The sequence below is a fragment of the Arthrobacter sp. H5 genome, assembly GCF_000520595.1.
Taxonomy (GTDB): Bacteria; Actinomycetota; Actinomycetes; order Actinomycetales; family Micrococcaceae; genus Arthrobacter_D.
On sequence record NZ_KI914989.1, the window covers coordinates 32,177 to 44,417 of the forward strand.

Consider the following 12,241-nt stretch of genomic DNA (forward strand, 5'->3'; position numbering starts at 1 on the left):
CGGACTGATCGAGCCGGCAGCCGGAGCGTGGCGGGCGGCGGTGGACCTGCGTCCGCACGCAACTGATTCCGACGGCGACCTCTGGGTGGCCAGCGACTTTGGCTCCGGTCAACGGCCGGGGGTGTTACGAACCGATTACGTGCTCGGCATTGGTCAGGCATCCCTGACCCTGGCGCAGCTGACCACCAGGAAGCCCGTGGGCCGCGCTTTGGATCTGGGCACGGGTTGCGGAATCCAAACTTTCCATCTGTTGAGGCACGCCGCCCATGTCACCGCCACCGACATCTCCAGGCGTGCCCTTGCCTTCACCCGGTTCAACCTGCTGCTCAATGCAAAGCAGCTGGAGATCGATCCGGACAACCTGGACCAAAGAGTCTCGCTCAGGCTGGGCAGCCTGCTGGAACCGGTGGCAGGGGAGACCTTCGACCAGGTGGTGTCCAACCCGCCGTTCGTCATCACCCCGCGGGGTGACGGCGCAGAGGAACAGTTCACCTACCGCGACGGCGGACTTCCCGGCGATGACATTGTCGCTGCCCTGTTGCGGAGCATCCCAGGGGTTCTCACCCCAGGCGGCTCCGCACAGCTGCTGGGCAATTGGGAGATTACCGGGGGCAGCGATTGGCCCGACCGCATCCGCGGCTGGATCCCACCCCACACGGACGCGTGGTTCATCCAGCGCGAGCAGCTCTCACCCACCCACTATGCGGAAACCTGGCTGCGCGACGGAGCCGAGAACCGTGAGCCGGAACGCTTCGAACAACGGTTCGCCGACTATCTGACGGACTTCGCGTCCCGCGGCGTGCAGGCGATTGGTTTCGGTCTGATCTGGCTGCGGAACCCGAAAGCGGCCGAGGCTCTCATGAGCCGGTTCGAAGAAATCACCCATGAGATTGAACAGCCCATTGGCCATCATCTGGCCGCGGCCGTGGAACGCTGCGACTGGCTGGACGCCCACCGGGATCTAGACGGTCAACACATGCTGGTCGCCGAAGACGTCACCGAAGAGCGTCACCAGCGCCCCGGCGCCGAGCACCCGGGCGTCATTCTGCTGCGCCAGGGCGCGGGATTCAGGCGTACCACCCTACTCAGCACGGAACTGGCCGGCTTTGCATCAGCGTGCGACGGCGACCTCACCGCCGGGCAGATCGCCGGTGCCCTGGGTGCATTGCTGGACCGGAACGACGACGGCTTCCGCACCAGTCTCCTCCGGGAGGTAAGGCAACTGGTCGAGGATGGTTTTCTGGTACCGGCAGGGAGCGGATCCTCACAGGACGGGCGCTCCGGTCGGTGACCTCCGCAGGGAGCGGTTACCCTATTGCAGGTAGGCATAGCGCATACTGTGAATGGTGGGGGAGCACCCACAATCCCAGACAATTCGGTTCTACTGCTGTTTAACCGCACCCGTTTATAGGAGAGAAGTGCCAGCTAAGGCAACGGAAAAGAAGCCCGGCAAGAAGCTCGTCATTGTCGAGTCCCCCGCGAAGAGCAAAACCATTGCGGGCTACCTCGGCGAGGGATTCGAAGTCACCGCCTCGATGGGTCACATCCGCGACCTGCCGCAGCCCTCGGACCTGCCGGCGGAGTTGAAGAAGACTTCCGTGGGCAAATTTGCCGTGGACCTGGACAAGGACTTTGAACCCTATTACGTTGTCTCAGCTGACAAGAAGAAGCGGGTCGCCGAGCTCAAGGCCGCGCTCAAGGGCGCCAGCGAACTTTACCTCGCAACTGACGGTGACCGCGAAGGCGAAGCCATTGCGTGGCACCTTCTCGAAGTGCTCAAACCCACCGTTCCCGTCTTCCGGCTGACCTTCCCCGAAATTACCAAGGAAGCCATTCAGCGGGCCATGCAGGAACTCCGCGACCTTGACATTCCCATGGTCGATGCCCAGGAAACCCGGCGCATTCTTGACCGCCTCTACGGTTACGAAATTTCGCCGGTACTGTGGCGTAAAGTTGCCCGGGGGCTTTCCGCCGGCCGAGTGCAGTCGGTGGCCACCCGCCTGGTGGTCGAGCGGGAGCGTGAGCGCATGGCGTTCCGCGCGGCGTCGTACTGGGACCTGACCGGCACCTTCTCACCGGAGGACGCCACCAAGGGCGAGTCCTTTGGCGCCAAGCTGGCCTCCGTCAACGGTGCCCGCGTTGCCACGGGCAAGGACTTCAACGACCTCGGCGAGCTCAAGTCCCAAAGTGTCACGCGGCTCGATGAGGCCGCGGCGTCTTCGCTCGCCGTCGCGTTGCAGCAGGCTGATTTCACCGTCCGCTCGGTGGATACGAAGCCGTATACGCGCCGGCCCGCTGCGCCGTTCACCACCTCGACACTTCAGCAGGAGGCCGCGCGCAAGCTGCGCTTCTCCTCCCGCGTGACCATGCAGGTTGCGCAGCGTCTGTACGAAAACGGCTACATCACCTATATGCGTACGGATTCTCCCTCGCTGAGCGACCAGGCGGTGAATGCCGCCAGGCGCCAGGCCTCGGAACTCTACGGGGCCGAGTATGTGCCTGACGCGCGCCGCATTTACAAGGGCAAGTCCAAAAATGCGCAGGAGGCCCACGAAGCCATCCGTCCCGCCGGAGACTCGTTCCGCACACCGGCGCAGGTTGCCCAGCAGCTCCGCGGAGATGAGTTCCGGCTGTACGAGCTCATCTGGAAGCGAACCGTCGCTTCACAGATGGCTGATGCGTTGGGTTCTACCGCGTCAGTCCGCCTGGGCGCCATTGCCACCTCCGCGGACGGAACCACCCAGGACGCCGAGTTTTCGGCTTCCGGAACTGTGATCACCTTCCGCGGTTTCATGGCAGCGTACGAAGAGGGACGGGATGCCGTCCGTAATCAGGACGATACGGCGGACGACGCCGCGGGCAAGGGCGGTCGCCTGCCCAACCTGACCAAAGGTGACGCGCTGGGCGCGGAGGGAATTGACGCCGTCGGGCACGAAACCTCGCCGCCGCCACGTTATACGGAAGCCTCGCTGGTGAAGGTACTCGAGGAACGCGGCATCGGCCGTCCATCCACCTATGCCGCAACCATCTCCACCATCATGGACCGCGGCTATGTCCGTACGCGTGGACAAGCGCTGGTTCCAAGCTGGATCGCCTTCTCTGTGGTGCGGCTGCTGGAAGAACACTTCCACGACTATGTGGACTATGACTTCACCGCCGAGCTGGAAGAGGATCTTGACCGCATAGCCCGCGGCGAAGCCGGGCGCGTTGAGTGGCTCAACCACTTCTACTACGGTGATGGGAAGGTCACGGGGCTCAACACAATCGTCAGCGATCTAGGCGAGATCGATGCGCGGCGAATCAACTCGGTGGAGATCGCTGAGGGGATTGTGCTCCGGGTTGGCAAATTTGGCCCCTACCTGGAAAAGCCGCTGCCTGCAGATGCGGCGGAAGGCACCGAACCACAGCGTGCCAACGTACCCGAAGATCTTGCGCCGGATGAACTCACCCCTGAAAAGGCGACTGAGCTCATGAACGCGCCGGGCTCTGAGGAACGCGTGCTTGGCAATGATCCGGAGACCGGCCGTGCCATCGCAGCACGGGACGGGCGATACGGTCCGTACGTGATCGAGCTGATTACCGAGCCCACTGTCGAGGACCTGGCAAATCAGCCGGTGGAGTACTACAAAAACGGCAAGCCGAAGCCACCAAAGAAGCCGGTCAAGGCCAAACCCCGCACGGGTTCGCTCTTCAAATCAATGGCGGTCGAATCGGTCACCCTTGAAGAAGCATTGATGCTCATGAACCTGCCACGGGTACTGGGCGCGGATGCAGAGGGCAAGGAAATCACTGTCCAGAACGGCCGCTTCGGTCCGTACCTGAAAAAGGGCAGTGACTCCCGTTCGATCGGGTCCGAGGAAGAGATTTTCACGATCACGCTGGATCAGGCACAGGAGATCTACTCCCAGCCCAAGCAGCGCGGCGGACGCACAGCAGCACCGCCGCTGGCCGAGTTCGGGGAGGATCCCGTGTCAGAGAAGCCCATTGTGGTGAAGGATGGACGGTTTGGTCCCTACATCACCGACGGCATCACCAACATCACCGTGCCGGGTTCAACGGCCATCGAGGAATTGACCCGGGAAACCGCGGTTGCCCTGCTTGCAGAGAAGCGAGAAAAGGGCCCGGCACCGCGCAAGTCAGCCGGACGGGCTCCCGCGAAACGCAAGGCGGCAGCCCGAAAGTAACGTGTTCGCGAGCTTGGTGTAACACCAGAACGGCGGGACATAATGAGACCATGCGGCTAGGCGTCCTCGATATCGGTTCCAATACTGTGCATCTGCTTCTGGTGGATGCACACCCCGGCGCACGTCCGGTTCCGTATGCTTCCCACAAGCGGCCACTTCAACTGGTGGCCTACCTCGACGGTGATGGTTGCATCACCGACGAGGGGCAGCGCGAACTGATCGCCTTTGTGCGTGAAGCGTGGGACTTCGCCGTCCGGCACAAAGCGGAAGACTTTCTTGCCTTTTGCACCTCCGCGATCCGGGAGGCCGGTAACGGTTCCGCCGTGCTGGAACGGGTGCGGGAGGAGACCTCCGTCTCGCTTCAGGAATTGACCGGCGACCAAGAGGCGGCCATGACCTTCCAGGCGGTGCGGCGCTGGTACGGCTGGGGAGCTGGCTCCATCCTCAACCTCGACATTGGCGGTGGATCGTTTGAAATGGCGATGGGGGAGGACGAGCTCCCGGAAGTTGCCACTTCGGTCCCGCTTGGCGCGGGCCGACTGACGAGGGACTGGCTTGGTGAGGACCCACCGTCCGCGAAGAGCGTCAAGCAGCTGCGGCGCCACATCAGGGGGACACTGAAAAATGCCGCCGCCGATTTCAAAAGACTGGGTGAGCCGCATCTGGTGGCCGGCACATCTAAAACCTTCCGCTCGCTGGCCCGGATGGCCGGCGCAGCACCTTCTGGCGCTGGACCGTTTGTTCGGCGCGAGCTGCGCCTTGAAGATCTGAGGTTGTGGGCCAAGAGGCTCGAAGCCATGTCGGTCAGTGACCGGGTCAACCTGGACGGAGTATCTGAACTGCGCGCCCACCAGGTGCTGGCCGGCGCGCTGGTGGCCGAGGCCGCGTTGGAAGTGTTTAAAGTGCCGGGGATGGATATTTGCCCGTGGGCTCTTCGCGAGGGGCTGCTGCTCCGCCGGTTCGACACATTGATGTTCGAGTCATTGGAACCCATGCCCACGGTGGGCGTGGGACACGTACAGCTGAACTCTGCATCGGGCGCCCCTTCCGCAGGCTCCGCCCGATGACAGTCGAGGGGCCGCCTGCCATTCCCGTGGCACTATCGAGCGCTTCCGTCTACCCGCTGTCGGTGCACGACGCCTTCGCCATTGCGCATGATCTTGGTTATGACGGCGTGGAGGTGATGGTGACCAATAATTATGTCAGCCAGAACCCGGACATGCTCGCCGCGCTGAGCCAGCAGTACCGCCAGCCGATCATGGCGGTCCACGCACCGACGCTGCTGCTTACCCAACAGGTGTGGGGCAGGGCATGGAACAAGATTGAGATGTCGGCCGCCCTGGCTGCGGAGGTGGGGGCGGCCACGGTCGTCGTCCACCCACCGTTTCGCTGGCAGAGCGGCTACGCGGAGAACTTTGCCGAAGGCATCAAGCGGATCAGCGGCGACTATGGTGTTGCGATAGCTGTGGAGAATATGTATCCCTGGCGGGTGCGGGGGCGCGAGACGAAGGCGTATCTTCCACATTGGAACCCGGTGCCTCAGGACTATGAGTCAATCACCTGGGACTTTTCGCACGCCGCGATTGCGGGAATGGATTCCTTCGAAGAGATGCGGGGACTGGGTGAGCGCCTGACCCATGTGCATCTGACTGATGGAAACCCCAACGGAAAGGACGAACATCTTCTCCCGGGCCAGGGAACCCAGCGCTGCGGCGAGGCTCTGGCGCACCTGCGTACAAGCGGGTGGAAGGGCGTCGTGGCTGTAGAGGTCAGCACGAGGAGAACGAAAGGTGCCGGCGAGCGGGAGGAGTGGTTGGGGGAAACACTCTCGTTCGCTCGCCGACACCTGGGTCAGGTCAAAGAACCTGACCATCATCACTCGCACCTTTAGGAGGTGTTCATTACTCTAGGACCCCAAGTTGAGTGTTAGCCGGGTGGAGGCTGGGCAAACGGTGTGCTCCGCGCCGACCATGTGAAGTTCAGGCGGGGTTGCAGGTCCGAGGCTGGAAGGAAAGTCGCTTAAAAGGGTGGTGCCGGTGAGCGGAAGAGCGGCTTGGGGGAAACCTGCTCTGCGCTCACCGGCACCGGGTCAGATCAGGGAAACCTGACCCTAATCACTCGCACCTTTATGAGGTAATAACGACTGTACTGCCTTAAGGTGAAACCGCGCTCTATACAGCCTGTGAGAATGCTGGGAATTGATCTTCGTGACAGGATGGAGCAATGACCAACCGCATCACACAACACATTTCATTTCTTGGCTGCGGCTCCATGAACGGTGCTATTTTGAGTGGTCTGCTGGAGGCCGGCCTAGCTCCCGCCCAAGTCACGGCAACTGTTCGCCGGCCCGAACGGGCCGAGGAGCTTCGATCCACGCACGGGATCACAGTGCTCTCCTCAAACGACAATCCAGACGCCAACAGGCGGGCCGCCGCCGAGGCCGACGTCGTCATTCTGGGAGTTAAACCGGTGGGCATCGTGGAACTGGCCCGTGAAGTTGCACCCTCGCTTAAAGCGGGTGCAACGGTGCTCAGTGTTGCTGCGGCGGTGTCCATCGCGATGATTGAGCAGGTTCTGCCCGAAGGGCAGCCGGTCATCCGGACCATGCCCAACACCCCATCGAGTCTTGGACGCGGCGTACTTTCCATTTCGGCGGGAACACATGCCACTCTGGAATTGATGGACCAGGCCCGTGTAATTCTGGGTGCCGCGGGAACAGTTGTTGAGATTCCGGAGAGCCAGGTCGATGCGCTGTCCGCAGTCAGCGGATCAGGGCCCGCTTACGCGTTCTACCTGGCCGAGGCTATGGCCAATGCTGGTGTCAGTCTGGGGCTCAATCCGGATTTGGCGAAGCTCCTGGCCAACGAGACCGTGGCGGGTGCTGGCTTCATGCTTGCCGAGGAAGGGGCGGACGCGGCCGCGCTCCGCCGGGCGGTTACAAGCCCCAACGGCACTACGGAACGCGCAATCGCCACCTTCGACGAGCGGGGGTTGCCTGACGTCATCGCGGCCGGGGCCCGGGCCGCCGCTGAGCGCGCAGCAGCCATCACCAGGGAACTGGGCGGCTGAAGCCTACGGCCGGGCTGCAAACCGCTCAAGCAGGTCCACGTGGCCGGAGACAATGAGCATGTCGCGGCTCGTCACCTTGGTTTCCGGACGTGCGTAGGTGAAGTCCTCGCCGGGAGACTTCACGCCCACGACTGTCACACCGTACTTTGACCGGACGGCTGATTCACCCAGTGTGAAGCCCTGTGTTTCCTTGGGCGGGAACATTTTGACTATGGCAAAACCGTCGTCGAATTCAATGAAGTCCAGCATCCGGCCACCGACCAGGTGCGCCGCCCGCTGACCTGCATCCGCTTCCGGGTAGATGACGTGGTTGGCGCCGATCCGCTTGAGGATCTTCCCGTGTGACGGCGTGATTGCTTTCACCCATAGATGGTCAATGCCGAGGTCCACCAGGTTTGCCGTAATCAGCACGCTTGATTCGATGGACGTTCCCACCCCAACAACTGCAGCGATGAACTCCTGTGCTCCCAGTTGGCGCAGCGCATCGATGTTGGTGGCATCTGCCTCCACCACATGGGTGAGGACGTTGGACCATTTCTGGACGAGCTGCGGGTCCCGTTCAATGGCAAGGACCTCCCTGCCCTGCTTGACCAACTGCTCGGCGGTGGCGGCCCCAAAGCGGCCTAGTCCCACAACCAGTACGGGGGCGTTGTGTGCTGGTCTGTCAGCCAATGATCGGCCTTTCCTCGGGGTAGTGATACAGAGTGCTCCGCTGGCGCAGTGCCAGGGCAGACGCCAGCGTAATTGTTCCCATTCGGCCGGCAAACATCAAAATGGATAGGACGTATTTCCCCTCCGGTGGGAGTTCGGCGCTCAGGTTGGTACTGAGCCCGCAGGTGGCAAAGGCGGAAATTACCTCGAAAACCACGCGGTTCAACTCTTCGCCGGTGATCCAAAGGATCAGCCCGCTCCCGACCAGCACCAGTGTGGCGCCCATGAATATAACCGAGATCGCCACCCGCATTGCTCCGGGCGGAATGGTGCGTCCGTAGACGCGGACATCGGAATCTCCACGGCCCTCGGCGAGGATCGCGAGGAACATGATTGCCAGCGTGGTCACTTTGATGCCGCCGGCCGTGGAGGCGGAGCCGCCGCCGGCGAACATCAGCGCGTCCGTGAGGAGCATCGTCGTGGTGTCCATCTGACCCTGATCCACCAGGTTGAAGCCGCCGGAGCGGGTCATCACCGAGGCAAAGAGCGCATGGATGATCTTGTCCGAGACACTCATGTCTCCAATGGTGCGGCTGTTGGCCCACTCAAGGACCGCCCACATGAATGCGCCGGCCACCAGCAGTATGAGCGAGACGTTGATGGTCAGTTTGGTGTGGAGGCTCCACTTCCTGACGTGGTGCCGATACTGCAGCAGCACCAGAATGACCGGAAAGCCCAAACTTCCGATAAACACGCCCAGCATGATCGGAGTAAGGATCCACAGGTCGGTTTCATACGGAACCAGGCCGTCGGAGTGCGGGGTGAAGCCGGCATTGTTGAACGCTGAAATAGAGTAGAAGACGCCATGCCAGACCGCCTGCCAAAAAGGTTCCCCCAGCACCATGAAACGGGGGATGAGCATGAGCGCGAGCACGATCTCCACCACCACCGACGTGGTGATGACAATGCGCAGCAGCGTCCCCACTTCGCCCAGGCGGCTCGCATTGTTCAGAGCCGACTGTGCCAGGAGCTTTCCCCGCACGCCCAGACGCTTGCTGACCATGAGCGCCAAGAGGGAGGCGAGCGTCAGGGTGCCCAACCCACCCACAAAGATGCCGATCAGAATGATCAGCTGCCCGAAGAAGGACCAGTATGTGGCAGTGGAAACTACCGTCAGACCCACCACGCACACCGCGGATACAGCAGTGAACAATGCGTCGTGGAGCGGCGCGCCGGATCCATCCCGGGTGGCGAAAGGGAGGCTGAGAAGCGCCGTGAAAATCAGAATGACGCTAAAGAAAACCAGCAGTGCAACGCGGGCCGGCGAGCTGTTGATCACTCCGTCCGCAAAATCCCGGATACTGCCCAGCACACGCAGGTGCAGGCGTTCCTCTCCGCGCAGCCAGGCCGGCTGTTGTCTTGCCATGGCTTGTACTTGGCCCCAATTCACCGTGTTGGCATCACTAACGTCCTTGGAGTAGTAAATCACTTCCCATAGGTGAAGTCGTGGCAGGACGGATGCCGCATCGCGTAGCCTGTAAATGATGTCCAGTTACACCGCGCCCACGTTCGCCACCCGCGTGGTGTGGGACGAATCCATGCTCGCCTATAACTTCGGCGCGCTTCATCCGATGAACCCCGCGAGACTGGACCTCACTGCACGCCTTGCCCGCGCCGTCGGGCTCTTCGACCTGCCGCAGGTGAGTCTTGAGCGACCCGAGGTGGCCGGCGACGTGGATCTGCTCACCGTGCACGACGCTGCGTACATCCAGGCAGTGAAGGACGCCGGAGCGGATCCGGATCAAGCCGACATTTCGCTGGGCCTCGGCACCGAGGACACCCCCGCGTTTGAGGGAATGCATGATGCCAGCGCGCGGCTTGTTGGTGGCTCACTGGCCGCGGCGGACGCCGTTTTGTCCGGAGCTGTGCTGCATGCCGTCAACTTCGGCGGCGGGCTGCATCATGCCGGGCGCTCGCGAGCGAGCGGATTCTGCATCTATAACGACGCCGCCGCGGCAGTTCAGCGGCTACTGGACTCGGGAACGGGCCGGGTGCTCTACATAGACGTGGACGCCCACCACGGTGACGGGTCACAGGAGATCTTCTGGGATGATCCGAGAGTCATGACCATCTCACTGCATGAAACGGGAATGAGCCTCTTCCCGGGTACAGGGTTCTCGAACGAAATCGGCGGGCCAGGTGCGGAAGGCACAGCCGTGAACGTTGCCCTGCCAACGCACACCGGAGATTCTGGATTACTACGCGCCTTCCATGCTGTTGTGCCACAGTTAGCGGCCGTCTTCGAGCCCGAGGTGATTGTGAGCCAGCATGGCTGCGACAGCCACAGGGATGATCCGCTGACCAATCTTCAAATCAGCGTAGATGCACAGCGGGAAGCAGCGGTTGCCATTTGCGACCTTGCCTCGCGGCACTGCGGCGGCCGGTGGATCGCCACCGGAGGTGGCGGGTATAACCTGACCAGCGTAGTTCCCCGATCCTGGTCCGCGCTCATTGCCGTTGCCGCCGGCGCGACCGTTAATTTGTCCACGCCGGTGCCGGAGAGTTGGCGGGAACACGTGCTTGCGCGCTACGGACGGAAAACCCCTCTGCTCATGGGGGACGGGGGGGACATCTGGTGGCGCTCCTGGGAAGTGGGTTTCGATCCCAACGATGCCCTGGACCGTTCAGTCATGGCCACCCGGAAGGCAGTGTTTCCCCTGCACGGGCTCGACCCCTGGTTTGACTGACCGAGGTTGGTCCGAGAGTATCCGTAACGATTCAGCCCGGCCCCGCCGTCAAGGGATGCCCTTTCGCGTATATGTGGCTAGGGTTATGGGATGGTCATCGATGATGTTTTTGCCGTCATCGCCGAAGCCACCCGCCGCGAAATCCTTGCATCCCTGCGCACGGGTGACAAAGCTGTCGGCGAACTGGTTGAGGAACTTGCCGTCAGCCAACCCACCGTCTCCAAGCACCTCAAAGTACTCCGCGAGGCAGGTCTTGTCTCCATGAGGGCGCAGGGGCAGAAGAGGTTCTACTCGCTGAACTCCGGCCCGCTGCAGGAAATAGCCCGCTGGCTCGCCGAGTTTGACCTTCCACGGGCCGCCGGCTCTGCAGATACCCGCCGCCTGGACCAGCCAGTGTACGTGGAACCCGCAGCGCACCTGCAGGCATCTGACCTGTCGGCAGCAGCCCATACCCTGGCCAGCCAGGATCAGTCCCAACAGGCTTTTGGGCGCACGGTTGGGCGCGCCGCGGCTGACCTTTTGGCCCAGTTTCCCAAGCTGCGCCGTCGTAAGGAATAAGCCGGACGGTTTGGTGGACGGCACTACTGCGGTTAGCCTCCTTTTTATGACAAGTCGTTGGTATGCGTATTTTTCGTTGGCTCTGGAGGAGCCCGCGGCCTAATGCGCTGACCAACCCCTTCAGAGCCAACAGGGCAGAGAATCTTCTCTGCCCTTTGTCGTTTACGCGGCAGGCTCACAAAGATAGAGTCCCGTTGGAGCGGCCCCAGGATCTCCAGACAGACGGGACACCATGAATACATTGACAGCTGAGCAAAACCTCCAACCTGCGCATCCGCGGGTTCAAGGCACTGCCCTCTCCCCAATCGTTGATCGCCGAACAACCCGTGGATGATCAACTGGCCGGGCAGATCGGGCGCTCCCGCGACGAGGTGCGCGCCATTCTGAACGGCGTTGACGACCGTCTTCTGGTGATCGTGGGACCCTGCTCCATCCATGACACGAAGGCCGGTCTGGAATACGCGGAAAAGCTGGCGGAAGCGGCCCGGGAACACCGCGGAGATGTGCTGGTGGTGATGCGTGCCTACTTCGAGAAGCCACGCACCACCGTGGGATGGAAGGGGCTGATTAATGACCCGCATCTGGATGGCAGCCATGACATCGCGGCCGGTCTGCGTGCAGCGCGCGGATTCCTCATGGCGGTGGGCAGGCTTGGACTACCCGTGGGCACCGAATTCCTCGAACCGATCAGTCCCCAGTACGTTGCAGATCTGATCAGCTGGGGCGCGATTGGCGCACGCACAACCGAGAGCCAGATCCACCGCCAATTGGTATCCGGGCTATCCATGCCGGTTGGATTCAAGAATGGGACGGACGGCGGTCTGCAGGTGGCGCTTGACGCCTGCGCCGCCGCATCGGCTGCGCAGGCGTTCCTGGGAATTGACGACGACGGCCGCGCGGCCTTGGTGAGCACGGCCGGAAACCCTGATGCTCACTTGATTCTCCGCGGTGGCGCGGCGGGCCCAAATTACGGGGCTGGCGACGTCGGTGAAGCGGCGGGCCGCCTGTCCGCTGCGGGGCTCAACGAGCGGC

General features: G+C 62.3%; 10 protein-coding genes. 8 read left to right on the forward strand and 2 right to left on the reverse strand.

Annotated elements, in window-relative coordinates:
- The 5 genes from Y708_RS23715 to proC form a co-directional block, all read left to right on the forward strand.
- On the forward strand, positions 1 to 1,291 hold a 1,291-nt coding region (locus Y708_RS23715), incomplete at its 5' end, for a methyltransferase (RefSeq protein ID WP_035775693.1).
- Positions 1,292 to 1,418: 127 nt separating this feature from the next.
- On the forward strand, positions 1,419 to 4,184 hold the full coding sequence (gene topA, locus Y708_RS0107805) for a type I DNA topoisomerase (protein WP_028279489.1): 2,766 nt from the start codon (positions 1,419 to 1,421) through the stop codon (positions 4,182 to 4,184).
- 50 nt (positions 4,185 to 4,234) lie between these two features.
- On the forward strand, positions 4,235 to 5,251 hold the full coding sequence (locus tag Y708_RS23720; RefSeq protein WP_035775694.1) for a Ppx/GppA phosphatase family protein: 1,017 nt from the start codon (positions 4,235 to 4,237) through the stop codon (positions 5,249 to 5,251).
- A complete protein-coding gene (locus Y708_RS0107815) occupies positions 5,248 to 6,075 on the forward strand; it encodes a sugar phosphate isomerase/epimerase family protein (RefSeq protein WP_028279490.1) in 828 nt (275 codons plus the stop codon). The genes Y708_RS23720 and Y708_RS0107815 overlap by 4 nt, the downstream gene beginning before the upstream one ends.
- 332 nt (positions 6,076 to 6,407) lie before the next feature.
- Positions 6,408 to 7,253, forward strand: coding sequence for a pyrroline-5-carboxylate reductase (gene proC / locus Y708_RS0107820; RefSeq protein WP_028279491.1), 846 nt, complete (start codon positions 6,408 to 6,410; stop codon positions 7,251 to 7,253).
- A gap of 3 nt (positions 7,254 to 7,256) precedes the next feature.
- Here proC and Y708_RS0107825 read toward each other — a convergent pair whose 3' ends face one another.
- Positions 7,257 to 7,925, reverse strand: a complete 669-nt coding sequence (locus Y708_RS0107825; RefSeq protein WP_028279492.1) for a potassium channel family protein — start codon at positions 7,923 to 7,925, stop codon at positions 7,257 to 7,259.
- Entirely contained in the window at positions 7,918 to 9,330 is a 1,413-nt protein-coding gene (locus Y708_RS0107830) for a TrkH family potassium uptake protein (RefSeq protein WP_028279493.1), read from the reverse strand. The genes Y708_RS0107825 and Y708_RS0107830 overlap by 8 nt, the downstream gene beginning before the upstream one ends.
- Positions 9,331 to 9,448: 118 nt before the next feature.
- Here Y708_RS0107830 and Y708_RS0107835 point away from each other — a divergent pair, with 118 nt between their 5' ends.
- The 3 genes from Y708_RS0107835 to Y708_RS23725 form a co-directional block, all read left to right on the forward strand.
- A complete protein-coding gene (locus Y708_RS0107835; protein WP_028279494.1) occupies positions 9,449 to 10,651 on the forward strand; it encodes an acetoin utilization protein AcuC in 1,203 nt (400 codons plus the stop codon).
- Between the two features lie 90 nt (positions 10,652 to 10,741).
- On the forward strand, positions 10,742 to 11,209 hold the full coding sequence (locus tag Y708_RS0107840) for an ArsR/SmtB family transcription factor (RefSeq protein ID WP_028279495.1): 468 nt from the start codon (positions 10,742 to 10,744) through the stop codon (positions 11,207 to 11,209).
- Positions 11,210 to 11,457: 248 nt separating this feature from the next.
- Positions 11,458 to 12,241 (forward strand): 3-deoxy-7-phosphoheptulonate synthase (locus Y708_RS23725; RefSeq protein ID WP_035775763.1); only part of this gene is annotated, 784 nt, incomplete at its 3' end.

Excerpts from the sequence above, each read along its gene's own strand:
- Y708_RS23720 (WP_035775694.1), top strand. The coding sequence starts at position 4,235 with ATGCGGCTAGGCGTCCTCGATATCGGTTCCAATACTGTGCATCTGCTT.
- Y708_RS0107815 (WP_028279490.1), top strand. The coding sequence starts at position 5,248 with ATGACAGTCGAGGGGCCGCCTGCCATTCCCGTGGCACTATCGAGCGCT.
- proC (WP_028279491.1), top strand. The coding sequence starts at position 6,408 with ATGACCAACCGCATCACACAACACATTTCATTTCTTGGCTGCGGCTCC.
- Y708_RS0107830 (WP_028279493.1), bottom strand. The coding sequence starts at position 9,330 with ATGGCAAGACAACAGCCGGCCTGGCTGCGCGGAGAGGAACGCCTGCAC.
- Y708_RS0107835 (WP_028279494.1), top strand. The coding sequence starts at position 9,449 with ATGTCCAGTTACACCGCGCCCACGTTCGCCACCCGCGTGGTGTGGGAC.
- Y708_RS0107840 (WP_028279495.1), top strand. The coding sequence starts at position 10,742 with ATGGTCATCGATGATGTTTTTGCCGTCATCGCCGAAGCCACCCGCCGC.